The 25,892-nt window shown below is 65.4% G+C and carries 24 protein-coding genes; 14 read left to right on the plus strand and 10 right to left on the minus strand.

Going from position 1 to position 25,892, the window contains the following annotated elements:
* Nucleotides 1-1,446, minus strand: a 1,446-nt coding sequence (locus tag VN634_20705; GenBank protein ID HXC53318.1) for a wax ester/triacylglycerol synthase family O-acyltransferase, incomplete at its 3' end; no start/stop codon positions are given.
* Nucleotides 1,447-1,702: 256 nt separating this feature from the next.
* Here VN634_20705 and VN634_20710 point away from each other — a divergent pair.
* From VN634_20710 to VN634_20735, 6 genes are all read left to right on the plus strand, one after another.
* Nucleotides 1,703-2,071, plus strand: coding sequence for a DUF4345 family protein (locus VN634_20710; GenBank protein HXC53319.1), 369 nt, complete (start codon nucleotides 1,703-1,705; stop codon nucleotides 2,069-2,071).
* A gap of 153 nt (nucleotides 2,072-2,224) precedes the next feature.
* On the plus strand, nucleotides 2,225-3,562 hold the full coding sequence (locus VN634_20715; GenBank protein ID HXC53320.1) for a hypothetical protein: 1,338 nt from the start codon (nucleotides 2,225-2,227) through the stop codon (nucleotides 3,560-3,562).
* Between the two features lie 164 nt (nucleotides 3,563-3,726).
* Nucleotides 3,727-4,632 (plus strand): PhzF family phenazine biosynthesis protein, encoded by a 906-nt coding sequence (locus tag VN634_20720; protein HXC53321.1) that lies wholly within the window; start codon nucleotides 3,727-3,729, stop codon nucleotides 4,630-4,632.
* Complete coding sequence (locus tag VN634_20725; GenBank protein HXC53322.1) at nucleotides 4,629-4,841, plus strand: DUF2905 domain-containing protein; 213 nt, start codon at nucleotides 4,629-4,631, stop codon at nucleotides 4,839-4,841. Before VN634_20720 ends, VN634_20725 begins: the two co-directional genes overlap by 4 nt.
* A complete protein-coding gene (locus VN634_20730; GenBank protein HXC53323.1) occupies nucleotides 4,831-5,781 on the plus strand; it encodes a DMT family transporter in 951 nt (316 codons plus the stop codon). The genes VN634_20725 and VN634_20730 overlap by 11 nt, the downstream gene beginning before the upstream one ends.
* 133 nt (nucleotides 5,782-5,914) lie before the next feature.
* Entirely contained in the window at nucleotides 5,915-7,216 is a 1,302-nt protein-coding gene (locus VN634_20735; GenBank protein ID HXC53324.1) for a cytochrome c peroxidase, read from the plus strand.
* A 15-nt stretch (nucleotides 7,217-7,231) separates the two neighbouring features.
* Here VN634_20735 and VN634_20740 read toward each other — a convergent pair whose 3' ends face one another.
* Complete coding sequence (locus tag VN634_20740) at nucleotides 7,232-8,401, minus strand: PatB family C-S lyase (GenBank protein ID HXC53325.1); 1,170 nt, start codon at nucleotides 8,399-8,401, stop codon at nucleotides 7,232-7,234.
* Between the two features lie 144 nt (nucleotides 8,402-8,545).
* Between VN634_20740 and folP the strand changes: the two genes are divergently transcribed.
* The 3 genes from folP to VN634_20755 all read left to right on the plus strand — a co-directional run bounded on the left by folP (nucleotide 8,546) and on the right by VN634_20755 (nucleotide 10,509).
* On the plus strand, nucleotides 8,546-9,415 hold the full coding sequence (gene folP, locus VN634_20745; protein HXC53326.1) for a dihydropteroate synthase: 870 nt from the start codon (nucleotides 8,546-8,548) through the stop codon (nucleotides 9,413-9,415).
* Nucleotides 9,416-9,698: 283 nt separating this feature from the next.
* Nucleotides 9,699-9,932, plus strand: a complete 234-nt coding sequence (locus VN634_20750) for a hypothetical protein (protein HXC53327.1) — start codon at nucleotides 9,699-9,701, stop codon at nucleotides 9,930-9,932.
* 178 nt (nucleotides 9,933-10,110) lie between these two features.
* A complete protein-coding gene (locus VN634_20755; GenBank protein ID HXC53328.1) occupies nucleotides 10,111-10,509 on the plus strand; it encodes a hypothetical protein in 399 nt (132 codons plus the stop codon).
* 11 nt (nucleotides 10,510-10,520) lie between these two features.
* Here the strand turns inward: VN634_20755 and VN634_20760 are convergent, their stop codons facing one another.
* Both VN634_20760 and VN634_20765 read right to left on the minus strand, forming a co-directional pair.
* On the minus strand, nucleotides 10,521-11,609 hold the full coding sequence (locus VN634_20760) for a saccharopine dehydrogenase NADP-binding domain-containing protein (protein ID HXC53329.1): 1,089 nt from the start codon (nucleotides 11,607-11,609) through the stop codon (nucleotides 10,521-10,523).
* A gap of 52 nt (nucleotides 11,610-11,661) precedes the next feature.
* The gene (locus tag VN634_20765) at nucleotides 11,662-12,222 is read right to left on the minus strand and encodes a YqgE/AlgH family protein (GenBank protein HXC53330.1); all 561 of its coding nucleotides are present in this window, start codon (nucleotides 12,220-12,222) and stop codon (nucleotides 11,662-11,664) included.
* 129 nt (nucleotides 12,223-12,351) lie between these two features.
* Here VN634_20765 and VN634_20770 point away from each other — a divergent pair, with 129 nt between their 5' ends.
* From VN634_20770 to VN634_20780, 3 genes are all read left to right on the plus strand, one after another.
* Entirely contained in the window at nucleotides 12,352-13,326 is a 975-nt protein-coding gene (locus tag VN634_20770; protein ID HXC53331.1) for an LLM class F420-dependent oxidoreductase, read from the plus strand.
* A gap of 31 nt (nucleotides 13,327-13,357) precedes the next feature.
* A complete protein-coding gene (locus VN634_20775) occupies nucleotides 13,358-13,723 on the plus strand; it encodes a DUF2237 domain-containing protein (protein HXC53332.1) in 366 nt (121 codons plus the stop codon).
* Between the two features lie 142 nt (nucleotides 13,724-13,865).
* Entirely contained in the window at nucleotides 13,866-15,476 is a 1,611-nt protein-coding gene (locus VN634_20780; GenBank protein HXC53333.1) for a hypothetical protein, read from the plus strand.
* 99 nt (nucleotides 15,477-15,575) lie between these two features.
* Here VN634_20780 and VN634_20785 read toward each other — a convergent pair whose 3' ends face one another.
* The 4 genes from VN634_20785 to hemE all read right to left on the minus strand — a co-directional run bounded on the left by VN634_20785 (nucleotide 15,576) and on the right by hemE (nucleotide 21,484).
* Nucleotides 15,576-16,226, minus strand: a complete 651-nt coding sequence (locus tag VN634_20785) for an SUMF1/EgtB/PvdO family nonheme iron enzyme (GenBank protein ID HXC53334.1) — start codon at nucleotides 16,224-16,226, stop codon at nucleotides 15,576-15,578.
* A 305-nt stretch (nucleotides 16,227-16,531) separates the two neighbouring features.
* Nucleotides 16,532-17,560, minus strand: coding sequence for a hypothetical protein (locus VN634_20790; GenBank protein ID HXC53335.1), 1,029 nt, complete (start codon nucleotides 17,558-17,560; stop codon nucleotides 16,532-16,534).
* 444 nt (nucleotides 17,561-18,004) lie between these two features.
* A complete protein-coding gene (gene hemG / locus VN634_20795; protein ID HXC53336.1) occupies nucleotides 18,005-19,438 on the minus strand; it encodes a protoporphyrinogen oxidase in 1,434 nt (477 codons plus the stop codon).
* 42 nt (nucleotides 19,439-19,480) lie between these two features.
* Nucleotides 19,481-21,484, minus strand: coding sequence for a uroporphyrinogen decarboxylase (gene hemE, locus VN634_20800; GenBank protein HXC53337.1), 2,004 nt, complete (start codon nucleotides 21,482-21,484; stop codon nucleotides 19,481-19,483).
* An 87-nt stretch (nucleotides 21,485-21,571) separates the two neighbouring features.
* Here hemE and VN634_20805 point away from each other — a divergent pair, with 87 nt between their 5' ends.
* Nucleotides 21,572-22,282, plus strand: a complete 711-nt coding sequence (locus VN634_20805) for a CBS domain-containing protein (protein HXC53338.1) — start codon at nucleotides 21,572-21,574, stop codon at nucleotides 22,280-22,282.
* 135 nt (nucleotides 22,283-22,417) lie between these two features.
* On the plus strand, nucleotides 22,418-24,226 hold the full coding sequence (locus tag VN634_20810; GenBank protein HXC53339.1) for a DUF255 domain-containing protein: 1,809 nt from the start codon (nucleotides 22,418-22,420) through the stop codon (nucleotides 24,224-24,226).
* Here VN634_20810 and arsS read toward each other — a convergent pair.
* Together arsS and VN634_20820 are read right to left on the minus strand one after the other, a co-directional pair.
* Complete coding sequence (arsS, locus tag VN634_20815) at nucleotides 24,148-25,146, minus strand: arsenosugar biosynthesis radical SAM (seleno)protein ArsS (GenBank protein ID HXC53340.1); 999 nt, start codon at nucleotides 25,144-25,146, stop codon at nucleotides 24,148-24,150. The genes VN634_20810 and arsS overlap by 79 nt on opposite strands.
* Complete coding sequence (locus VN634_20820; protein ID HXC53341.1) at nucleotides 25,143-25,703, minus strand: FxLYD domain-containing protein; 561 nt, start codon at nucleotides 25,701-25,703, stop codon at nucleotides 25,143-25,145. The genes arsS and VN634_20820 overlap by 4 nt, the downstream gene beginning before the upstream one ends.
* Nucleotides 25,704-25,892: the final 189 nt, after the last annotated feature.

Raw genomic sequence — 25,892 nt, forward strand, 5'->3', positions numbered from 1 at the left:
CGCATCGTCGCTCTTCGCGGCCGCGGCCGGCGCCTGCATCCGGCCTGCGATGGCCTGCAGCTCCTCGAATGCCTCGCGCGTGGCTTTGACGTAAGCCGCGAGGTCGGGGACGAGGTCGTAGTCCGCGTTGAAACCCCAGCAGAGCTTCCCGTCGTAGCTGAGCAGCGCGATGCCGAGCCCGAGATTGTCGATCAGCGGAACGTTCGGAAATGTCTCGAGCAGCTTGGAACCGAGCATGTACATCGGGAACTGCGGGCCCGGCACGTTGGTGACCACCATGTTGAACGGAAGCAGGCGCGTGATGTTGCGCCCGGCCAGCGACAGCAGCGTCGACGGCGTCCACTCGGCAACCTGGGTCAGCACTTCGGCGCCCACGGCGCGTTTGGACGCCTTGAGCTCGGCGGTGGTGCGCCGGATCGCCTCGAGCTGGCGGCGAGGGTCCTCTTCGCCGACCGGGAGATCGACCGTCCACGCCGACACGCGATTTCCGAACGATCCGCGCTCGTCCTCGGTGCGGACGCTGACCGGCGTCATCACGCGGAAATCGATCCGGCGCGGATCGACGAGCCGACGCTGCAGGAAGCGCCGGACCGCGCCGGTCACGACCGTCAGCACGATGTCGTTGAGCGATCCGCCGAGCCCGCGCCGGATCGCCTTGATGTCGGCGAGGCTCATCGTGAGCCAGTCGAAGCGCCGGTGCGGACCGATCTCGCCGTTGAGCGGTGTCGCCGAAGCCGTGCGGAACGATGCGCCGAGCGTTTCGGCGACGGCACGACCGCGCGTCAGCAGATCGCGCTGCGTGTCCTGAGCGGCGGCGATCAGGCTGCCGACGCCGCGCGCGGCTTCGAGTGGCAGCCGCGCCCAGTGCGCCGCTTCGTCGACCAGCAGCTCGACGCCGGACGGTGACGGCCGCGGAATGAACTGCGGAGTTTCGTGCAGGTCCTGCGTCTCGAACGGGCTCAGCAGGATCTTGAGCATGTCGACGCCGGAGACGCCGTCGATCATGCAGTGATGGACTTTCGAGATCAGCGCGAAGCGCCCGCCGGACAGGCCCTCGACGATCCACAGCTCCCACAGCGGCCGCTGGCGATCGAGATGCTGCTGCATGATGCGGCTCGAGAGCCGCTTGAGCTGAAGCTCCGAGCCCGGGCGCGGAAGCGCCGAGTGGCGGATGTGGAAATCGAGGTTGAAGCGGTCGTCGTCCACCCACACCGGCTGGTTCGTGAACGGTACGTACGCGAGCTTCTGGCGATAGCGCGGGATCAGATGAAGCGAGGATGCGAAGACGTCTTTGATCGACTCGGCATCGATTCCGCCTTCGGGCGTGGCCAGCGGGCCGGCCTCGAAGATCATCGTCGATGCCACGTGCATGTAGGCGTTCGGCTTCTCGAGGATGAGAAACGAGTTGTCGAGGGCGGTCAGGCGATCGTACGCGTATCGGGCCATGGTTTGCTCCTTCGCTGCCGCCAGCGACGCCGTCCGAAGGCGGCCCGGCGCCGCCGGAATCTGCCCGGACGCACTGCGGCACGCGCGGCCGGCCAGCTATCGCGCGGTTCATTGCCGGTCACAACCGATGGACAGGCCCGTTTCCGCCACCCGCAAGTCCTCGATAAACGGTGGCGATCGCGGATGGCAGCGGGAGAAGCTCGCGCAAAGCGGCACGTGGTCTGGCCTGCCCGACGAAAAAGGGGAGCACAAGCAGATGGATCTTCCGGTCAGCGTCAACACAGTAGGCTCGCTCATCACGCTCGGTCTTGGAATCTTCGGCCTGTTCTGGCCGCTCGCGGCTGCGCGGCTCGTCGGAATCGAGCCCGATGGCGAACGCGGCATTTCGGAGATTCGCGCCACGTACGGGGGAATTTTTCTCGCGATCGGATTGTTCGCCACCATCAATCAGACGAACGAGGTTTTTCGCGCGCTCGGAGTCGGATGGCTCGGCGCCGGCGCAGCGAGATCTTTTTCGTACGTGCACGACCAGAGCCGGTCGGTGGGCAACCTTGCGGCTATCGTGATCGAGATTGCCGTCGGGCTGTCGATGCTCGTGCCGTGGGACAGATTTGCCGGCACCTGACGTGCGGACGTCCGCGGACCTCTGAATACAGCTTCAATTCCGGCAGCTTTCCGATCTTCTTTCGCGATCGGGGGGCTTTGCGGGGAACACCCATTGTCGGATGCGCCGGGCCGGTGCGACAATCGGTGAATCCGGGGGGATGAGGAGTTGTTCATGAAGAATCCGATCCAGACCTTTCACACGAGAACGATCACCGCTGCTTTTGTCGCTGCGGCCTTGATGGCGCCGCTTGGCGCGTCGGCCGACACGATCAGCGGCACGGTCACGTTCTCGGGAACAGTCTCGTTTGCCGCACCGATTGCCGGCATCACGCTCGATGATCTGACCGTCTCGTCCGGGCCCGGTATCCAGGCGACCGGCAACGGAGAGCACTGCACGATCACATCCAACGGCAGCGCCGGTGTAGACGGCACCGGCAACTATCCGGAGGCGGGATCGCTCGCCGTCGGAATCGACATTACGAAGAACGGCAACGGCCAGTCGCCCGACGGGACGTGCCTTGTCCAGTTGCAAGCGAACGGCAACGACGGCGCCAGCGTGAGCGCACACGGCACCGTGACCGTGGAGGTCACCCTTGCCGACATCAGCGGCAATGCAGCGGTCGTGGCCGATGAGATCGTGGTGCGTCAGTCGAAGACGGTTGCAGGAGTGGACAGCGACTGCCTCAAGTATCTCAAGAAGCAGACCAAGTTCCGCGGCAAGTGCAATTACGCGTTGTGGAAGCTCGGTCCGGTGGACGGCGCGCTCAAGTGCAAGGACGAACCCGAACCGCCGGGCTGCGATCCTGCCGATTATGTTGCGGCAGTGCTCGCCCTGTCGTTCGGTGACATGAACCAGCAGACCTCGCCCGGTACTGCGTCCGCGGTCAACACCGACGCTCTCGCGGATCAGTCGAAGTGCCAGCGGTACATCGGAAAGGCTGCCGCGAATTTCTTCGCGATACGCAACAAGCTCGTCGAGAAACGATGTGTCGAGGCGCTGGCCGACAGCGTGTCGTGTCGCGACCAGGCGACGAGCGATGCGAGGGCGAAGCTCTCGCTGATCGACAACTGCGTCACGACGCAGGCGGTCGACGTCGGTTCGGGTCTGCAGATCGCGGACCTCGGCGAGCCTTGCAAGTCTGCGGCGCTGGCGGGCCTGACGCTCGACCGCAAGGCGCTCAAAGACTGCTTCGAGCTCGAGCTGACGTCCTTGTCGGACGGCGTTGTCGGTGACGTTCCGGTCTGCGGCAACGGCGTCGAGCAGGCAGGCGAAGGCTGCGACGACGGCAACGTCGCGAGCGGCGACTGCTGCAGCGCAGTCTGCGCGGTCGAGCCCACCACGACGGACACCTGCGGTGTCGGCGCGTGTCAGGCGAACGCGATCTGCACGGCCGGCGCAGAGTCGTGCACGCCGGGATCGCCAGGCATCGAAGCCGGCAACTGCGCCGACACCATCGACAACGACTGCGATGGACTGACGGACGCGGCCGATACGATCGACTGCCCGTAACGTCCTGACGTTCGGATAGAAGCCGCGAGCCTCGGACCCCTGGGTCCGGGGCTCGCGTGTTTTCGGCGCCCGGCATCGCGCCGCACTTCTGAACTGAGCACTGGCTCCTTCCGTCGATTGCCGTCGCTGTTGGCAGCGAACGCGGCCTCCGTCAGGATGCCGCGATGTCCGATCCCGATTCGAAACCGAAACTGTTTCTCGTCGACGTGTTCGCCGAGCGGCCATATGCCGGCAACCAGCTGGCGGTCGTCGTTGGCGCACCGCTACCCGAGTGGCCGACCGAGCGCATGCAGGCGTTCGCCCGTGAGATGAACTTCTCGGAGACGACGTTCGCATCGCCGTCTCCGGCCGAAGGCGCATTCGACGTGCGCATCTTCACGCCCGCCGAAGAGCTGCCGTTCGCCGGCCATCCGACGCTCGGCACAGCCTGGGTGCTGCGAAACTTTTTCTGCGGGCAAAGCTCCACAGGCGAGCTGCCGGGCAATCTCGTGCTACGGCTCGGCGTCGGCGAAGTACCGGTCGAGTTCGACGAAACGAGCTACGGCGAGCTCGTCCGCATGCGGCCGCGGCCGCCCGAGCTGCGCGAGGTGGTCGACGGCGATTCGATCGCATCGCATCTCGGCATCCCGCGCTCGGCGCTGGACCCGCGGCATCCGTGCCGGCGGGTAAGCATCGGGGTCGAGTTCGTCATCGCGCCGCTCGTCGACCTCGCATCGCTTCGCTCTGCCCGCCCGAAGTCATTGCCGGCCGGAGAGCCCGGCCAGATGCTCGGTGTGCTGGCGTTTGCGCCCGAAGCGTACGAGCCGGGCGCCGACCTGTCGGCGCGCATGTTCTTCGAAGCATTCGGCATCCGCGAAGATCCGGCGACCGGATCGGCCAATGCGTGCCTGGCGGCGTATCTTTCATCCGAGCAGTACTTCGGAACCGGCCGTGTGCTCGCGCGCGTACAGCAGGGGTATGAAGTCGGCAGGCCTTCGTGCCTGTACATCCGGGCCGAGCCTCACGACGGAACCATCGGCGTCGAAGTGGCCGGCAAGGTCGTGCTGGTGGCCAGCGGAGAGGTTGCTTGAGCGGGATTCCGCGCATTCTCGTCGTTGCGGGTCTCGTCCTCGTCGCCGCAGGGCTTGCATGGCCGCTGCTTGCGAAAATCGGCATCGGCCGTCTGCCGGGCGACCTGCTCATCGAACGCGGCAACTTCCGTTTCTATTTTCCGCTGACGACGATCCTGCTCGTGAACGTCCTGCTGTGGATCGTGATGCGGCTGTTCGGTGGAAAATAGCCCCGGGTTGCCGGCGACGCCGGTGCTTGCGGAGGCAAGCCACCTTGCAGCTGCTCCGTCCGACACGCGCATGCGATGGCGCGTAGGACGCGGAGCAATCTACGTCGTTGCGGGCGCATTCGCGTTCAGCATCATGACGTCGTTCGTCAAGATCGCCGGCCAGCGGCTGCCGAGTCAGGAAGTCGTGGCGGCGCGTGCCGTCGTAAGCCTCGTGCTGAGCTGGCTGCTGGTGCGCCGCCAGGGAATCTCTCCGTGGGGCACGCATCGCCGCCTGCTGTTCATGCGCGGGTTCCTCGGTTATCTCGCGCTTTCGTGCGTGTTCCATTCGGTGGCGGTCATGCCGCTCGCCGACGCCACGGTGATCCAGTACCTGTATCCGCTGTTCACCGCCGTGCTCGCGACCATGTTTCTCGGCGAGAGGCCGACCCTTCGTATTGCCGTCGCCGGCGTGGCAAGCATCGCTGGCATCGCGCTGGTCGCCAAGCCGTCGTTCCTGTTCGGAGTGCTGCCGTCGGCTCCGTCGGCTCTCGACGTGCTGATCGCGGTCGCGGGCGCTTTCCTTACGGCGCTCGCGTACGTCGGCGTCAAGCGGCTGACCGAAGTCGAGCATCCTCTCGTCATCGTGTTCTACTTTCCGCTCGTCACGCTGCCGGCAACGCTGCCCGCGCTCGTGCACTCGGCCGTGATGCCGCGTGGCGTGGAATGGCTGGTGCTGATCGGCGTCGGCGTGGCAACGCAGGCCGGGCAGGTCTGGTTCACTCGCGGACTCCAGTACGAAACGGCGACCACCGCGACGGCCCTGACGTACATGCAGGTCGTGTTCGCAACCATCTGGGGCTCGCTGTTCTTTGGCGAGATCCCCGATTCGCGCACGATCTTCGGGGCGATTCTCGTCGTCAGCGGCGCGTTTCTACTCGGGGTCACGCGCCGTCGTGCGTGAACACGTCTCGAGCCATTCGGACATGAAAATGCGGGAATCGGCAGCACGACACTCCTCGGGTGACGTATCGATTCCGGATCGTTTCGGCCGATGCCGTTGACAATCGCGCCGTCCGGCCGCCTCGATGGCTCGCATGATCATTGCGCGCCTTTTCACACTGATGAGCATTGCCATGGTTGCGCTACCGGCCGACGCCGCCACGTACGAGCTCACGGCTGAGCAACGCCTCGGCAAGCAGCTCTATCGCGACCGCGACCTCTCGCTGAACCGCAACCAGGCGTGCGCGAGCTGTCACCGCCTGCGGCGCACCCGCGATACGGATGGCGAACGGCAGGCCACGCCCGGCTTCGTGGATGCGCGCAACACCCGAGATGGAAGCGCCGTATCCCCGGGTTCGGTGCCCGGCCATTTCGGACACCTGAATTCTCCAAGCTCGGCGTATGCGGCGTTCAGCCCGATCTTTCACTGGGACCCCGAAGAGGAACTGTACGTCGGCGGCCAGTTCTGGAACGGCCGCGCACACGATCTTGCCGAGCAGGCCACGCTTCCGTTCGTCAATCCCGACGAGATGGCCATGCCGAGCCACTGGGCGGTGGTGACGCGGCTGAAAGAAAAAAGTCGATATGCGAGCGAATTCTCCGAAGTCTACGACATCGATCTCGACGCGATTCCCGCGAAGGAAGGCGCCTTGCCGGGCGATCCGCCGCCGTCCGGCGTCGAAGATGCGTACGACCGCATGACCCGCGCGATTGCAGCGTTCGAAAGAATCCGCCGGCTCAACCGCTTCACGTCCAAGTTCGATTTCTACCTTGCGGGCCAGACCGAGCTTACCGAAACCGAAGCCAAAGGCCTCGAGGTCTTCGAGAGCGAGACGAAGGGCAACTGTGCGGCGTGCCATCCGAGCACGATGACGATGGGCGAGGGCACAGCGATGATTCCGCCGCTCTTCACCGACTTCACGTACGACAACATCGGCCTTCCGCGCAACGTGAACATTCCGGGAAATCCTCTGCCGGATCCGGGTCTCGGAGGACGCGGCGACATCGCAGCCGAAGATCCCGACGGTCTCGAGCGCGGCAAGCACAAAGTGATGGGTCTGCGCAACATCGCGGTAACCGCGCCGTACGGGCACAACGGTGTGTTCGCGACGCTCGAGCAGATCGTCCACTTCTACAACACGCGCGACACGCTCGGACCGGTGCCGGACAACAACGATCCGGGCTTCGCCGTCAGCGGCTGGCCGGCGCCGGAGATCGCGGAGAACGTCAACGTCGACGAGCTCGGCGATCTCGGCCTTACCGCGGAGGAAGAAGCGCAGCTCGTCGCGTTTCTTCGAACGCTTACCGACAATTATCCGAAGTGGGGCGGCGATCCGCTGGTGCCGCCCGGTACGCCGTCGCCGTTTGCCGACAGCGCGTTGCCGCCGTTCCCGTAGGCTTCGCGCCAGATTTCATCGCGACGTTCTGCTGCGGAGGGCGGCGTTCATGCGCTCGAGGATCTCGATGAGGATTGCGCGCGACGTCGCGAAATTCAGACGCGCGTAGCCGCGCCCGGAATCGCCGAAGTCCTCTCCGGCGGCAAGTCGCACGCGCGCATGATCGATGAAAAATTCCTGCGGCGTCGGTTCGAGTGCAAGCGAGCGGAAATCCAGCCACGAAAGATACGTTGCCTGCGGGGGGAAATGCGTGACCTCCGGCCAGTTGCTGCGAACGTATCCGGCCACGAAGTCGCGATTGGCCTCGAGATATTGCAGCACGTCGTCCTGCCACGGCTGGCATTCGGTCCACGCCGCGGCCGTGGCGGCAAGTCCGAACGAATTCAGTCCGCCGCGAACGTGCCGGTCGATGCGCGCAAAGCGCCGCTGCAGCTCCGCGCTGCCGAAAACCGCGACGGCGCAGCGAAGTCCCGCGATGTTGAACGCCTTGGTTGCCGACGTGAGCGTGACCGTGCGCGCCGCGACCTCGCTTCCGAGCCTGGCGATCGGAACATGCGCCGAGCCCGGGTAGACGAGGTCGGCATGGATCTCGTCGGAGACGACGATGAGGTCGCGCTCGATCGCGAGCGCGGCCAGCGCCTCGAGCTCGTCCGCGGTGTGCACGCGTCCGGTCGGATTGTGCGGATTGCACAGAAGCAGCATGCGCGTGCCATCGGTCAGCTCGGCGCGAGCTCGCTCGACATCGAAGCGGTAGCCTTCTTCCGTCGCCCTGTATCGCAGCCAGACCGGCACGCGCCGGGTTGCGCGAAGCGCTTCGAGAAACGGCGGATAGATCGGATTCGGCGTGATCAGCTGAGCGCCCGTTTCGCTGAACGCCGCGATCGCAAGATGCAGGCCCTGCACGACGTCGGTCAGCACTTCGACGCGCTCCGGATCGACGTGCCAGCCGAAGCGCTCCTGCATGCGTCCTGCGAAAATCGACGGAAGCCCTTCGGGAACCGGAGTGGGCGGATAGCCGAGGTCGGATGCCGAAAGCATCGACGCGAGCGTGCGCACGATCGGCTCGGGCGCCGTGAAGTCCATGTCCGCGACCGATGCGGACAGCATGTCGCCGCTCGCGCCGGCCCACTTTGCGCAGCGACGCCGGCGCAGCGCCTCGGCGTCGATCCGATCGAAGTCCGGCATCGGTGCAGTGTAGCGCGATGCCGCGGCTCCGCCAGACGGTCGCCGACGGGCTAAACCGATCCTGTCCATAAGCAGCTACGGGTGTCCGGTCCGTCTGCGGATCTCCCGCTTGAGTCTCCGCGCAGCCTGCGGCGGAGTGGCCGCGTGCCCACCGCCGGCGTGACGATCTTCGGAATCCTCAACGTGACCCGCGATTCGTTTTCGGACGGCGGGCGCTTTCTGGATCCGCGTGCCGCGATCGACCATGCGCTCGAGCTGCGTGCGGGCGGAGCCGACGTGATCGACATCGGCGCGGCCTCGAGCCATCCCGAAGCCGAAGACGTCTCGTCGGACGAGGAAATCCGCCGGCTCGAGCCTGTGGTCGCCGAGCTCGTCTCGCGCGGGATAGCAGTCAGCATCGACAGCTGGCAGACGCCGGTGCAGCGCTACGCCATTTCTGCCGGCGCATCGTGGATCAACGACATCCGGGGATTCGCCGATCGCACCTTCTATTCGGAGCTTGCGGCTTCGACCGCGGGTCTCGTCGTGATGCATTCGATCGCAGGCGGCCCGCGGGCGACCCGCGACGAGGCGGACGCAGAGGAAGTCTATCGCGGCGTTCTCGAGTTCTTTGACCGCCGCGTTGCCGAGCTGACTGCGGCCGGCATTGCACGCGAGCGCCTGGTGCTCGATCCCGGCATGGGGCTTTTTCTGGGCGCGAACATGCAGCCGTCGCTGACTGTGCTGCAGCGGCTCGGGAAGCTTCGCGAACGCTACGGCCTGCCGCTGTTCATTTCGGTGTCGCGCAAGTCGATCGTCGGCCGGTTGGTGGAACGGGGCATCGCTGACGGCTCGGCCGAAGAGGATACCCGGCGTTCTGCTGCCGGACGCGACGTCGCGCGCCGCGACGCCGCATCGCTCGCGGCCGAGCTCTACGCCGTCGAAAAGGGCGCAACGTACATCCGCACGCACGACCCCACGCTGCTGCGAGATGCGCTTTCGGTCATGAATGCACTGAGAGACCGCCAGGATTGACGGCGATGGCATTGGCACGCGACTGATCGCGGTTCATCTCGGGCTGCGTGCAGTTCGAGTTGTTGTGTTCACCGATCCTGGTGGAGCGAATCGCGATCGGCAGTCGGGTCCGTGACATACGAAGGTTGCGCCAGGTCTGGGGCCCGGGGCGGTGGCGTAAGCTGAAAGGACAGGCCCGTGTCCGGCTTCCCGACTCCACAGTTTTCTGGGCTGAGGTCCACTGGTATGAAGCAGACGGCATCGGACGCCGGGAAATGAAGATCAAGCAGCTGCTGTTCGAAGAATGATGACACCCGCGAATCATACGCCCTGTTACGTCATGTGCATCGCGAATGGCGACTACCCGGCTTCGCTGGAGGTGCGCAAGGTCTATCGCTGTGTACCCGATGCAGAGGCGAACGAGCACGGGCTGTTCCGCGTCATAGATGATTCGGGTGAGGACTATCTTTACCCCGAGGATCTCTTCGAGCCGATCACCCTGTCGGCCGCTGCCGCAAAGCTCTTCGAGAAGCACTGAAGACCTGCCGCCTGCGGGCGCGCGATGTGCAGCCGCAGCGTATCCGGGGATTCGAAGGCGGAAGTTCGCGGTGAGCGCTGGCATCAGGTCGTTCACCGTGAAAAGTCACGGTCTCGCGATGCTGGGGGGTCCGGCGAGTCGCGTCCGAAGCAAAAGAAATCCTCCGGGGGAAACTCAGTTGAAGCCCATACGAAACAGCATTCCGCTCGCGATCCTGGCCGCTCTCGCCTGCTCGTCCGTGCCGTGCCTGGCCGGAGAGCTCACCGCCGACTACGGCTTCCCCCAGATCCGGGAAGTCTGGAAGAACGAAGGTGACGCACCGGCAAAAATGGACCTCGAAGTCACGCCGAAAGGGAACGCCATCTGTACGTTCACCGTACATCCGGGCGGATCGTCGCAGAAGTTCGACACCGATACCGGAGCGCCGCAGAAAGCGACGTTCACGGTCCCCGGCAAGGGCGGGATCGAAGTGCGTGCAGAGAAGGGCAGCCCCAAAGCCAAGCCGAAAGCCGGAACCGCCGAAGAGCCGACGAGATGCAGCTATTCGATCTCGGAAGCGCACGATCTCAGCAAGTAGCTTCGCGGGATCTAGCGCAGCTCCCATCTCACGCCGCTCGGTCTCAGGGCGTCGAGGAACTCGACGGCGGGAAGCGCCTTGCCCGTCGTCATCACGCCCGCGTCGCGTGCACGGCCGTCGGCAAGCCACATTGCGGTCTGCGTCGCAACGGCCGCGGAAGTTGCGTACACATCCTGCCCGCTCGCGACGAACAGATGATTTCCCGTCGAAGACTGGCCCTGCACGAAGACTTTCCACGGGGAGGCTGCTCGTTCGGCATCCGGCGGGTCGCGGCGCAGCACGCCGGCCAGAGCCGCGATCCGGTCGATCCGCCTTTCGGTCAGGCGTTTACGCATCGCGGGCTGCGCACGAAGCACGAGCGCGACGACCTGCGCCTGCGTTTTCGAAAGCAGCGCATGCGTGCTCGCCGATTGCAGCGAAGCGATGTCGAGCGGCAGCAGCACGGAATCCCCGCCGGGAATCTCCACCGAATGGAATGTCTCGCGCTCGCCTGCGAACGTAACGTCGCGGGGGCGCGGTGCGGTTGGTAGCGGCACGAGCCGTCCGTCGCGGAATGAAGCCAGCTCTTCGCCGAGCATGGTGAGCGCGCTGCGCACGGTGCCCATGCTCGGACGGAAACTCTCCACGAAATAGCTCGAGCTTATGGCCACGAGCGGTCCGCAGCGCTCATGCAGGACCGCGCCGCCCAGATACCCGAACGACGATTCGAGTGCCGCGCCGGTAATCACGGTCGAGCCGGTGCTGACTGCCTTGCGATGCAGCTTTTCGTACACCTGCATCTGGAAAGTCTGCTCGCCGCTGGTGTCCACATAGTGGACTCCGAGATCGACGGCCGCAGCTGCCAGCGGCATTCCGAGACGTGAAAACGGTCCGACCGTTGTGATCACGCTCTTGATGCCGCCGAGCGCCGCGAGCAGCGCCGGCCGGTCGAGGGCGTCGGCCACGCGCACTCCGGGACGCGACGACAGCGACGCGGACAACCGCTCGAGAGCCGGGCGATCACGGCCCGCAATGACGAACGGTCGAGCGGTGTTCTCGAGCGCGCGGACTACGAGACGTCCGGTATGGCCGGTCGCACCAAAGACAAGGATCGGTTCCATCGTGGCAGCAGCACTGGCGTGCGCGCGGCGCGCCGCGCTGGACGGACCGGAGTTAGTGGATGCCGTGCGCCGGAGCCAGCGCCGCCGGCGAAATATGCATGCGCTTGAGTGCTTCTTCCCACATCCGCTCGGGCGGAGTGTCGAACAGGAAGTCCGCATCGACGTCGCTGTTGACCCACGTCGTCTCTGTCAGCTCGCGCTCGAGCTGCGCCGGGCCCCATCCCGAATAGCCGAGAAGGAAACGCACGCGCCGCGGCGGATGCTTGGCGAGCTCGCGCAGCGCGTCGGGCGCCGACGTGATGAAAAGACCTGGCAGGATCTCGCGCGTCCCCGGGCCGGCCAGTCCGTCGACTCTTTCGTGCAGGATCCATCCGGTTTCCGGCTGTACCGGACCTCCGGACCACGCGACCTCGTCCGACGTTCCGTGCCAGTCGACGTCGATTGTTTTCAGCAGATCGCCGACCGGCGTCCGTGTCGGCCGGTTGATCACCAGGCCGAAGGAGCCTTCCGTGCGATGCTCGATCATCAGCACGACCGAGCGATCGAAATTTGGATCGCGAAGCTGAGGCATCGCGATGAGAAGTCCCGGGGCGACGTGCAGCTCTTCCACCATGGCTGAATCTGTACACACCAAGTGGTGCTCCGGCAAGAGCCGCTCTGGGCGAAACTGTTGCTTCCGCGGAGAGTGTGCGGATAGCTCCCGGTCCCGGCCGCACTACCCGGCCGACAGGCGGAGGTTCGCATGGAATACGGTGTGCTCGTTCCTCAGGGGTGGCGGCTCGATCTGATGGGCGTCGACGGCGACGCCGCCAAGTGGAAGACGTGCGATCGCGTCATTCGTGGCCTCGATAAGGCAGGATGGAGCTCGCTGTGGGTCTACGACCACTTTCACACGGTTCCGCGCAAGGAGATCGAGGCGACGTTCGAAGCGTGGACGCTGATGTCGCACATGGCTGCGGTGACGAGCCGCGCGCGCATCGGCCAGCTCGTCACGTGCAACGAGTACCGGCACCCGGCCTATCTCGCCAAGATCGCCGCGTGTGTAGACGTGATGAGCGGCGGCCGCCTGGATTTCGGCATCGGCGCGGGCTGGTTCCAGGAAGAATTCGGCGCCTACGGCTATGACTTCCTGCCCATCGGCGACCGCCTGCGCCGTCTTCGCGAGTCGCTGGAGATCTTCTGCCGGATGTGGGGCGACGAGCCGATGGCGAGCTTCGAGGGCAAGCACTTCCAGCTGAAGGATGCCGTCTGCCAGCCGAAGCCGCTGCAGCGCCCGCATCCGCCGATCGTCATCGGCGGCAAAGGCGAGAAGGTGCTGCTCCGCCTGGTCGCACGCTACGCCGACATCTGGAACTACAACGGCGGCCGCGCCGACTTCCCGCGCTATCGCGAGATCCTGAAGAACCACTGCCGCGAGGTCGGGCGCGATTTCGACGAAATCCGGATCACCGCGATGGCGGGCGGGATCTGTTACGAGAACGATGCCGAGAAGGCGGCGTTCTTCGAGAGCATCGCCGCACAGGGGCATCGCGAGGAGAATCTGCTCAACTTCGTCTCGTGCAAAGGTTCGCGCGACGAGTGCGCGGACTTCCTGCGCGAGTACGAGAAGCTCGGCGTCTCGGGCATCGTCTTCTACTTCAACGACATCGCGTCGTTCGGCAGCGGCCGCTCGCAGGCCGAGAGGTTCCAGGCCGAGGTGTTTCCGCTCGTCGGGTGATCCGGCGGCGCGCTTATGTCAGACAGCAGCCATGCCGCGCAACGTTCTTGGTGAACCGCTCGCTACTTGTTCGATGGACCCCGAAACCGGATTTTTCCGCGATGGATGCTGTCGTACGAGCGAGGAAGACGTTGGTCGTCACACGGTGTGCGTCGAGGTCAGCGCCGAGTTTCTGGAATTCTCGCGCTCGCGCGGAAACGACTTGTCGACGCCGCGGCCCGAATTCGGATTCCCGGGCCTCCAGCCCGGAGACCGCTGGTGTCTGTGCGCTCCGCGCTGGCAGGAAGCGCTCGAAGCCGGTGCCGCGCCGCACGTCATCCTGTCGGCCACCGACGAGAACGCTCTTGAAGATGTCGCGCTTGACGATCTGAAGCGGTTCGCCATCGATCTCTGCTAGCGCTGAGCGCGGTCCGAAGGTTCGTTCTGCGCGTGTTCGTCTGCTGTCCTATCGACGGACATGGTTCGAAGTGACCGCTTGAACCTCTTATAAGCAGGCCGTGATAACGCGCATTGGCGAGTCCGCAATCGAGGGGGTGAACATGATGAACCGATGGCTGCGGAACGTGGTCGTGCTGTCGGCCGCGCTGCTCGGTCTGTTCACATGGAATTCCGGGGCCGACGCGGCGGGGATGCTCGAAGAGCCGCCCCAGTACGGCATCTACTACGATCGCTACGAGCCGACGTTCTACACCGGATTCGCCCCGCGCATTCAGGATCCGCACCGGCTTCACCTCGAGATCGGCCGCGGCAACCAGCTGCGCGTGACGGCCGTTCTCGGCGACAACGAGCTGCAGAGCTACGCGAAGGACCTTCTCGCTCGCCAGAAGACGTACCGGACGCTGGTCGACAGCGGCCGCATCGTGCTGACCCAGAACCGCGGGCTCGAGCAGTTCGAGAAGACCCTGAATGAGGCCGGCGTCGCCGACGCCATCGCGCACGAGGAGTGGCACCGCGACAAGACCATGCGCGAGCGCAACCTCGCGCTGATGGAGAAGCTCAATCCGGGGCGGGTATTCCACATTCACCTGGACAGCGAAGATCTGCTTCGCAGCTGGGCGGCCCGCCTCAAGCCCGAAGACAGCGTGAGGATGACCGACCAGCGGCGTGTCGAGCTACTGAACCTCATGCTGCCGACGCGGGTGCACGTGCTCGAAGTGACACCGGCAAACGCCGCCGCCCTCGAGCATCTCGTCAGGCTCTGCGCGGAGGCCAGGGGGACGGAGCCGCGAGGCGCGCGCGACGAATTCCGCGCTCTGCTCGGCCGCGTGTCCGACGGCGTCTACCAGATGGACGACGACAAGGCGGAGTTCATCGAGTTCACCGCGGTCTATCCCGTCGGAACCCTGAACGACACGGTCCCCGTCAAGGGCAAGCGGATTCCGCTCTATCCGACCACGGGTCGCCGCGCGCTGGTGGTGCACCAGAGGACGCGCGTCGTCGATCATATCCCGGAAGATGCAATCTACAGTTACTCTCCGTGGCTCCCGTACATCCACATCGGCACGCGCATGCACGACGCACTGCATACGCTTTTCTGGCGAATGAACCCGCAGCAGACGTCGTTCCTCCCGGCCGCCTGGCGCAGCGCAAAGAACCCCGACGGCAAGCCCTACGAGTATCTCTGGCTGCTCTCGCGCGGTCCGATGTCGCACGGCTGCACGCACGTGAACGCGGGTCATCTCGCCGAGCTTCGCCAGATGCTGCCCGCCGACGAAGACAAGCTCGCGCAGGTGGATCTCTTCCTCGACAAGTCGGAGCTCTACGATGTCTTCGACGTCAACGGCGACAAGGTGCCGGAAGTCATCGGCGTGAAATACTGGATCGCGTACTCACTGCAGAACAACAAGCCCGACGCGCTGCGCGCTCCGAACGAACGCTGCGCGTACTACGACTGGCTCTACGCCGGAGATCTCAGTTGCCGCGAAGGCGGCGAATCGCGCTTCGCCGCGATTCGCGCCGGCGCTTTCGAAGGGCGCAAGTCGGTCGAAGGCCCGGAGTACCGTGACATCGCGTTGTGGGAAGCGCGTTACGAGCCGGAGAAGGTCCAGTTCTACCGTCTCGTCGACATTCCGTTCGCGCGCGAGCTTCGCAGGGTTGGCGCGGATCGCACGTTCCCCGGACTCGAGTCTGCAGCGCCGTCGCGGCGCTGAGTGCCGGGGCGGCGGAGGCGAGGCACATGTGCATTTCGTCGCCACTCTGCGGCGGAACGGGCGTGCGATTACCACGTCGAGTGTCGTCGATACGGACAACTATCGGGCGCAGCGAAACCCGATGAGCCCTGATGCGAAGGATGGCAGTCTTCCGCCAGAGACCGCGAGCGGTCCGGCTTTTGTCGCAGAGACCAGCGAGCCCCCGCGCGTGAGCGCACCGGGGCCGACGCCGAGCGTACTCGCGCCGACGAGGCACATCGCATCGTCGCTGAAGCTGGCCCAGTCCGCGCACGCCGTAGAGCGTGGTACCCAGTCCGCAACCCACTCGTCGAGATTGCCGACCATGTCGAAGGCTCCGCGTGAGGATACGCAGTTGCTGCGTGTACCGGTGGAGACCAGACCGGGGCCGGCCGCCGACGTGTTGCAATCGGTCGTTCCGTCGTCCGGTCCAGCGTCCGGCGTACCGTTCGCGCCCACCTGCCACTCTGCACTCGTCGGTAAACGCTTCGCGGAATTGGCGCACGCCTCCTGTGCCTGGAACCAGCTGATGTGCGCCGAGGGCAGCTCCGACGGCAGGCTCACGGCGTAGATGTCATTGGCGCAGCTCTGGCCGTCTTTCGTGCATGGGGCGTAGTCTTCGCCCGCCGTGCCCAACTGCACGGCACCGCCGCTCGTCAGCTCGGCGTGCGTAGCTTTGCCAAGTCGGATGTCGCTTACCAGGATCGCGTTCGTGGTGGTCGGATCCGGCACGCGCCAGACGCTCTCCTCGTATTTGTCCAGGCATATCGTGCCCGCCGGCACGGCGTCTGCGCTGCATCTCCTGACGGGTAGTCTTGGAAAGCCTGCCGCTGCGGTACTTGCCGCACCAATCACCTGAGCGATCACAAGAAAGATTTTCACTCTGCTCTGATTCATCATCGTCATCGTCCTTTCCAATCGATCGTCGTTACTCCGCGAGATGCTTCCTCGAGACGCGTTCCGTCTCGCGGAAGCGCCGGAGGTGGGCCGGCGCCATCGGCCAAACCCACTCCCGGCGTCCGCCCCGTCGCAGCGCGCTATCGCAATGTTCGCGACCGCCCCTGCTCACAGAATCCCTTGAACGTTTGCTGGAGCGCTTTCACACTCGAGAATCCCATCGCGCGCGCAGCCGCTTCAAGGCTGCCGAACTGCTCGGTCAGCGCGAGGACGCTCCTGCCGTGACAGTTTGCGGTACCCGGGAGTCCAGCTTCCGGAACGGTATCGCCCGCCAGCGAAACGGCCATGTTGAACGTCCGCAGGGGAACGTCGCCAATGATGTCCGTACCGATTCGCAGCCAGTCCGGCTTCAACGCGGAGTTGCGGATCCACGCCTGCAGGTCGCCCACGAACGGCGTCCCGGGGGGCACGAGCGGCTTTGGTGTCGACAGGAAGAGGAACTGGCCGGCGGCGACCTCGACCTCCGGGCGGAAGAAATAGTGGTCCGCCGGCAAGACGACCGGAGGCGTGAAGGTGATCGTGATCCGAACCTCTTCACCGCGCGCTGCTCCGTCGCCATGAGTCAGGTTCGCGGGCGCCGGGTTGACGCCGTCGGAGACCGAGTTCAGTGCCTGGAAGCTCGCGTTCAGAACTTCGGCACGGAAAGAGAGTGTTCCTCTCTCGCCGTCGCGTGTCGCGCTGCCGATCTCGACGTCCGCCGGCGAATTGGCCCGCGAGGGGACCCTCACGACGGGGAGCACGACCGAGTCGTTCGGGAAAACGTGGTAGAACTCGACCTCGACGTTGTCGATATCCGTCAGGGCAGTTCCCGTCGGAACCAATCCTTCGATCGTCGCCTGGGCGATCGTAGTAGTCTCGGTCAGGATGAAGTCATCGGCGGTCTCGGTCTCAAGGTTTCCTTTGCCGACAGGCTGCGACAGCGTTCCGAGCAGTCCGTCGGGCGTACCGGTGCTGAAGAAATACGGATCGGCTGATGCAGCCCTCGCCAGCGACAGCGAAGCGATCATCGTGGCAACTGCCACACCGACACGCAGGCGTGCCGGTACGACCGCGGGCGTCACGCCGTCACAGATTCTCCGAAGTTTCATGGTCGTGTGTGATTGAATCATGACGGTCTCCTTCTGATTGAGTTGGGTTGGAGCTTGCACGGAACCGCAAACAGCAGGGTGCGGTCCGGTCGTGGCCGCGAGGTTTTGGATCCCGCGGCGGGTCCATTCGAGAAGGCAAGAAGCAGGGCGCGGTGTGCGGCCTGATTCTGCGGTGCGCTGCATTTCCTCATTCCATCCTCCGTCCGCATTCGATGTTGCGACTATCGGGAACTACGAATGGATGGTTGGAAGGTTTCGCTCATCTCGACGATGAGGCGCGCGATGTGCAGAGGCGCCGCGTCCATCGTTCGAGCAAGATTGAAGGGTTGCGAGCTGCGGTGTGGCGCCGCTCAATGAGCACCGCGAGCTTGCACGTCAAGAGAACGCGCACAGCGCGGCCGTGTCGCCATTGGAGTAGCGCTCCATGGCCGCGTCCGAACTGTCAGCGGCCGGGTCGTGAAGAGCCTAAGCGCGCCCGAGCGCCGTCACGAGCCGCTCGGCTGCAGCCTCCCCCGACCGCACACAATCCGGAATGCCGACGCCACGGTAAGCCGCACCGGCGAGCGCGAGCGTTGCAAAGCGCCCCGCCTCTTCTTCGATGCGTGCAACGCGCTCCAGATGCCCGACGTTGTACTGCGGCATCGAGCGCGGCCAGCGCGTGACGAGCGTTTCGGTCGGCCGCGCATGAATGCCGACGAGGTCGGCCAGATCGCGATCGACTCCGGCAAGGATGCGGTCGTCGGGCATGTCGTAGACTTCGGGGAACAGTGCGCCGCCGACGAAGGCGCGCAGCAGAACGCTGCCGGCCGGAGCGCGCCCCGGATATTTGACGCTGCTGAACGTGCACGCGAGCAGCGTGCGCTTTTCACTTGCCGGGACCACGAACCCGAAACCGTTCAGCGGATGCGTGATCGCATCGCGCCGGTAGACGAGATTGACGGTCGCCGACGACGCGTACTCGATCAGGTTGAGCGAGCGGGCAAGCTCCGGCGCCACGCCTTCGAGCATGCGCGATGTCGCGTAGGCCGGCGCGGCAATGCAGACGGCGTCGGCCGGGATCACGTCGTCGAGCGTGAAGACATTCCAGCGGTCGCCTTCGCGTTCGATGCGCTCGACCGCGACGCCGTTCCGGATCGCGCCGTCCGGCAGCAGCTCGCGCAGCCGCTCGGGCAGAACCGACAGTCCGCGATCGAGCGAAATGAACAGCGAGTAACGCGGCCCTGCCGCACTGCCTTCGGCTGCATCGTCGCCGCCTCGCGCCGCGCGGCGCCGCGATTCGATGAGTCCGAGGATCAGGCTGCGGTGCTTGCGCTCCATCTCGACGAATCGAGGCATCGTGGCGCGCAGGCTCAGCTTCTCGGGATCGGCGGTATAGACGCCGCCGACCATCGGCTGCGCGGCGCGCTCGAGCGCCTCGCTGCCGAGCCGCCGCCGCACGAACGACGCGAGGCTCTCGTCCGCCGCATCGCTGCGGCGCGGAAGCACGAGGTCGGCCGCCATGCGCAGCTTTCCCGCCCACGAGAACAAACCTGTCGCCGCAAAAGGTGACAGTCGCGACGGCGCCATCATGTAGAAGCCTTCCGGGATCGGATGCAGCTTCTTGCCGAGCGCGACGAAGCTCTGGCGCGACTCGTTCCTGGTTCCGACGATGCGCGGCCCGAGACCGATCTCTTCGCACAGCGCACGCGCCCACGGTTTCTCGGTGATGATCGAATCGGGGCCGAGCTCCATGACGCAGCCGCCGCGATTGACGGATTCGATCACTCCGCCGATGCGCGCCGAGCTTTCGAGCACAATGATTTCCGCATCGAGCTTGCGCTCGGCGGCAAGCCGGTGGGCGCGGTACGCCGCTGACAGGCCGGCGATGCCGGCTCCGACGATGACGATTCTTTTTGTCACCGGCCGGCTCGGCTCGTTCGTGAGTTGCTGGATCCGGACAACTCAGGCCTTCCCGGAAAGCTCGTGCACGGCCTCGACGAGTGCGATCACGTGATCGACGGGCGTCCCGGGGAGAATGCCGTGTCCGAGATTGAAGATATGACCAGGGCGGTCGCCGACCTCTTCGAGCACGCGCGCGGTTTCGCGCCGGATCACAGCCGGATCGGCGAACAGGAGCACGGGGTCGAGGTTTCCCTGCACGGCAATGCCCGGAAAACGCTCGAACACCGGGCCGATCGCGACGCGATGATCGACGCCGATCACCGAGCAGCCGCTTTCGACCTGCATGTCGAGGAGCGTCGCCGTATCGGTCCCGAACTGGATCAGCGGCACGTCTTTCGGAAGCAGCGAAGTCAGCGTCTTCATGTGCGGCAGGACGTACGTGCGGAAATCCGATGGCGCAAGGCAGCCGACCCAGCTGTCGAAAAGCTGCACGGCCTGCACGCCGGCGGCGATCTGGCCGTTCAGATAGGCCGCAACCGCGCGTACGAGCTTGTCCATCATCGCATCCCACGCGCCTTTGTCTTCGTAGAAGAAGCGCTTGGTCTGGATGTAGTTGCGCGAGCCGCCGCCTTCGATCACGTACGACGCGAGCGTGAATGGCGCGCCGCTGAAGCCGATCAGTGGAATGCCCGGCGCGAGCTCGGCGCGCGTCCGGCGGACCGCGTCCATTACGAACGACAGCGATTCGAGCGGATCGATCTCGCGCAGCCGGTCGACGTCCTGCGGGCCGCGAACGAGCGCGGAAAGGCTCGGACCGTCGCCATGCACGTACTCGAGTCCAAGGCCCATCGGCTCGAGAATGAGCAGGATGTCCGAGAACAGGATCGCGGCGTCGGCACCGATGCGTTGCTGTGCCTCGACGGCGACGCGCGCCGCAAGCTCCGGTGTCTTGCACAGCTCGAGGAACGGCGCACGGGCGCGTACCTCGCGATACTCCTGCATGTAGCGGCCGGCCTGTCGCATGAGCCATACCGGCGTGTATGGAACAGCCTCGCGCCGGCATGCGCGCAGGAACACGCTGTCCTGAAGCGCATCGGCGAGTGCCGGCACTTCGGTTGCTGCTCGCGGCTGCTGCGTGATCGTTGCGGTTGCGTGGCTGCGACGTGCCGCTCGCATCCTGTCGCGGCGCGCGATGACGAGCGCGGGCGCCAGGTCGGCGCCTTCCCTGATGAGCGTGCCGAGCTTCGGATGCGACGGCTCGAAGTCGACGGCGAACCCCTGCTCGCGTAGCGTCTCCGTGCACAGCGGGCCGACCGAACCGACGACCACCTCGCTGACTGCGTCGCGGAAGCGATCTTCGAGACCAAGCCCGCGAACCACTTCGAGAAGATTGTAGACCTGGTTCGAGCTCGTAAAGAGCAGCACGTCCACGGTGCGTGCGAGAACCTGCCGGATCGCATCTTCGAGCGGACGGCGGTCGTCGGGCAGCTCCCAGCGATACACGGGAACTTGCGTGACGAGAGCTCCGCGGCGCTCGAGCTCACCGGCCAGATCGTCGTTGGCGACACCGTACTGCTGGATCGCGATTCTCGCACCGCGAAGCTCGATCGACTCGTCGGCTTCGTCGAGCGCCAGCAGCAGCTCACGCCAGGTGTTCGGCTCCGGGACCGTGATCGTGATCGCTATGCCGAGCTCGCGCAGTGCCTGGACCGGCTTCGGTCCGCGTGCAACGACCGTCGTTCTCGCGAGCGCCTCGACCAGCCGCGGAAGCTCGAAACGGGTCTTCCACACCGAGAACAGCGTCCGCGTTCCGACGCCCGTCAGGAACAGCACGATGTCGATGCGCCCGTCGAGCAGGTCGCCGGCAAATGTGAACGCGGCCTCGTTCGACTCGAGCGGGACTTCCTTCATGGATGGCGCCGAAATCGCGACGCCGCCGGCCCGCTGGATCAGCCTTGCGGTGTCGGCCGCCATGCGGCTCTCGAACGACACGACGCGCAGCCCGCCGTAGCCGCGGCCCGATCGCGCGATGGAGTTGTCTTCTTCGGCTTCGGTTTGCGTCATCGGGTCGGTGATTCTCTGTGGTTGACGCGACGCGCCGCCAACGTCCATTCGGCTTGCGGGCACACCCTCGCCCGCGCACTGGCCTGAATGTTTCAAGATCGGTCCGGGACGGCAACCGTGGTGCGCTGCCCCGAATTCGATATTGACCGCGCCTTTGCGGAGTGCGTTACTTCGGCCGCGCACCATGCGCGGGAGGCCTGCGAATCCCGCCGCGGTTTTGCGCCGGGAAGGCTTGCGGATTCCGGTTTGAGCCGCCGCGAGCCGGTAGGGAAGAAACCCGTGCCGATCAGGCCCGTACTGGTCAGGCACGCTGATCGGACTGCTGATCGAGCAGCCGATCAAGAAGGAGAAACGCCGATGCAAGTCCGCGACATCCGCAAGAGCACTCCCGCCCAGCTTCAGACGATCTCACCCGACCAGAAAGTCAGTGAGGCCGTCGAGCTCCTCTGCAAATTCAACATCGGCGCCCTTCCGGTTCTCGACCTCGAAGGTTCCCTGGTCGGCATCATTTCGGAGCGCGACGTCCTCAGGGAGTGCTGCAAGGAAGATCCCAGGACAGCGCTCCAGCAGAAAGTCCGCGACGTGATGACCCGCGAAGTCATCATCAGTGTCCCGGACGACACGCTCGATTACGTGATGCGCGTGATGACCGAGCGCCGCGTCCGCCACCTGCCGATTATCGAGAATCGAAGCCTGGTGGCCATCGTCTCGATCGGCGACGTCGTCAAGGCCCAGTACGAAGAGAAAGAAACCGAGATCCGTTTCCTGCGCGACTACATGCAGGGCGCGCTGGCCTGATGGCGCGGTAAAGGCGCCCGTCCAGATGGCGCGCCGCCAGCGGCGCCCGTCGAGATAGCGCGCCGCTGGCGTCCGACAGGCGTCCCTCTGCGCTCGCGGCCTCGCGGCGCGTGGCATAGACGTGCCGGCAACGGCATGTCTGTTCGCACACTGATCGCTGCCGCCATTGTTCTAGCCGGTTGCCACCTCGATCCCGCTTCCGCGCCGCCGCGCCGGTGCGAGACCGGCCGTCCGCTCGCGGGGGCCGCAGCCTTTCCCGACGAGATCGCACGCAGAATTCAGGACACCCGCGTTCCCGCCGAGGCGCACGCGTCGAAGTCCGCGCGCTGCAATCGCCTCGTGCTCGAGCCGTCTCCGTTTGCGCTGCGACATTCCGTCGATCCGGTCGACTGGCGTGCCTGGTCGCCGGAAGTCCTCGCCGAGGCCGAACAGCACAAACGCCCACTTCTCGTGCTGTCGGGGTCTTCTGCGGCGGACGTGCCCGCGTCGTTTCTGGGGCGCAAAGGCCGGCGGCGCCGCGTGGCGCATCAGATCAATTCGCAGGTCATTCCTGTGCTCGTCGATCGCGACGAGCGGCCGGATGTCGACGCGTACCTGATGCAGGCAACCGAGGTCCTGACGGGCGGCGGAGGCTGGCCCGCGGTGGTTTTCCTCGAGCCGCACGGTGGCCCGTTCGCCGCATATTCGTGGGGTGCAGCCGGCGCCGGCGAAAAGGATTTCGCAACCGTCGTCGAGCAGACGCTTCGCCACATCACGCTCGCCGGTACGCCGGCCGAACGCGCCGATGCGACGTTCGAGAAGATGCAGAAGCGCGTCGCGATCGATTCATCGGGCCCGCTGCCGGACGCGGCCGGCGTCGCGGCGTCGCTCACCGGCTATCTTGCAGCGTCGTACGACGCTGCAGCCGGCACGTTCGGGCCGCCGCCGCTGTTTCCGCGCGCGCCGGCGCTGTCGTTCCTTCTGCATGTCGAAGGCGAGCGCGAGCGGCCGCTCGCGCGCCAGATGGCGTTTTCGGTGCTCGAAAAGCTCGGCGCGAGCGCGCTCGAGGATCCGGCCGGAGGATTCTTCCGATATGCGCGCGGCGCAGGCTGGCACGAGCCGGCCGAAGGCAAGCCGCTTGCCGATAATGCGGCGCTCGCGTCGGCATTTCTCGAAGCTGCCGAGATCGGCAATCGCCAGGATCTTCGCGAGGACGCGCGCAGGATCGTCGACTTCCTGATGACCGATCTGCGCCTTGCGGACGGTGCGTTTGCCGTGTCGATTACCCGCACGGCGCCGGCAGCGGCGGAAAGAAATGATGCCGTGCTCGCCGATGCCAACGCGCTGGCGATCTCGGCGCTGATACGGGCTGCGCGCGTGCTCGGCGAGCCTCGCTATGCAGACGCTGCAAAGGCTGCGGCCGCATTTGTCGACACGCATCTTCGCAGCGGCGACCGCATCCGCCACTGCGTGTACCGCGACGGCCGGGCGTGCGGGTCGAGCGACGGTTATCTGTCCGATCACGCGCTCGTCGCACTGGCCTACCTCGATCTCGATGCGGCCTTTGGCAACGACTGGCTCGCCCGCGCGCGCACGATCGCTGACGCATTGCCCGCGCGTTTCGAGCACGCATCGAGCGGCGGATTCTTCCAGACCGCTTCCGACGGCGAGCTGCTGCCGCTCCGATGGAAACCGGTTCTCGATACCAATGTACCGTCGGGGAACGGGGCTGCGGCGCTTCTGTACGAAAGGCTCGCCGCACGCACCGGAGAGCAGCGCTACGGCGAGATCTGCCGGCGCACGCTCGCGGCGTTCTCGAACGTGCTCGCGCTGCGTCCGCTCGCCGCACCGTCACTCGTCACCGCGCTCGGAGAGTGGAGCCGGATCTATCCCCGGGCACCGGGTGCCGCCGATGCCGCGAGCGTGCCGCCGCAGCTCGAACCGGCGCCGGCCGTGCATCCGTAGCAGTGCCGTGCGGTCTGGATCGCCGAGCGGTTGAGCTCGGCGAACGAATCGATCGTCCACAGCGTCTGGCGCGCGCCGCGATGCTCGAGGGCAATCTCCTCCATCTGGTGGAAATCGCAGTCATGGAGCGCGCCGTCCCACGCCACGCTGACGAGGCTGCGGCACATCAGCGAAGGAACCGTTTCCGCATTGAAGTGCGATACCAGCAGGCTCATGTACCGCTCGTCGTCGCCGCTGCGCGCAAGCATCTCGGCGAAACGCTTGATCGGAAGATTCGTGATCGTGAGCAGGCGGTCGAAGCTGATGCCGAACAGCCGGTCGAGCTCTTCGCGATACTTCGCTTCGAGCTCGCGCTCCGAAGGAGGAAGAAACGCGCCGACCGGATTGTAGACGAGGTCGAGCGACAGCCGGCCCCCGAGGCCGTAGCCGATGCTGTTCAGCAGCCGCAGCGCCTGGATGCTCTTGTCGAAGACGCCTTTGCCGCGCTGGCGATCGACGTTCCCGGCGGTGTAGCACGGCAACGAGCACACGAGCGCAACGTCGTTGTCGTGGTAGAGCGCCGGCAGGTGGCCCATGCCGGGCTCGAACAGCACGGTCAGGTTGCAGCGCACGATCACGCGCTTTCCATGCGAACGTGCGGCTGTGACGAGCTGCGGGAAGTGTGGATTGAGCTCGGGGGCTCCTCCGGTGATGTCGACCGTGGTCACTTGCGGTGAACCGGCGAGCAGATCGGCAACTCGCGACGCGGTCGCGGCGCTCATGATTTCCGTGCGTTTCGGACCGGCATCGACGTGGCAGTGATGGCAGGCCTGGTTGCAGAGCTTGCCGACGTTGATCTGCACGGTCTCGACCACGTCGCGCACGAGCGGCCATTGCGCATGTTCGTGCAGCGTCTGCTCGAATGTCGGCTGAGCGGTCACTTCTTCTCCAGATGAACTTCGCTTACGCGCACGCGCTGCGACGTAAAGCGCGGGACTTCGTCGTGGAAGAAGACCATCCGATAGCTGTCGACGCCGCCGGCCGGAATCGCCTTGACCTCCTGGGGATGGGTGTGACCCTCTTCGTCGGGCCGCATCTGTTCGGCGCTGCGGTTGAAGCCTTCGACCGAGTTGACCACGTTGCCCTTGTCGTCGAGCAGCTCATAGCGCAGCACGATGTACTGTACCGGCGCATCCCCCTTGTTGCGGAGCTCTCCGCGCATCACGAAAACGCTTCCTTCGCCGAACGGCGAGGCCGGCGTCGAGCCCATGAACAACTCGGACAGGTTATCCCACGAAGAGGCCGTGCTTGTGATCTCGATGCGGTTGATTGCCTGCACCTCCGTTGCAGGCTCGGGAGGCTTCGTCGTTTCGCCCGCTGTCGCGACATGCGGTGTCACGATTGCAAATGTGACAACTACCGCGAGTGACACAGTGCGCCGCGAGCGAAGGATTCGCGCCGGCCAGACGTCGAAGCGTTCCCTGGAACGATCAGCCATGATGGAAACTCCTCCTGCGGCTCCTGCAACCACCTCTATCGGTGTGCTGAACGGGGGTTCAGGCCCTGCTCAGCCGCGATCCTCGACAAAAAGACTCGACGCCAGCACGCCACGATGCGCCTGCGATGACAAGGTGCATTGGAAAGCCGGTTGTCTTGCTCTCATACGGGTGCCATGAATGCTGGCGTC

The sequence above is a fragment of the Candidatus Limnocylindrales bacterium genome (genome assembly GCA_035571835.1).
Lineage (GTDB): Bacteria > Desulfobacterota > Binatia > UBA1149 > CAITLU01 > DATNBU01.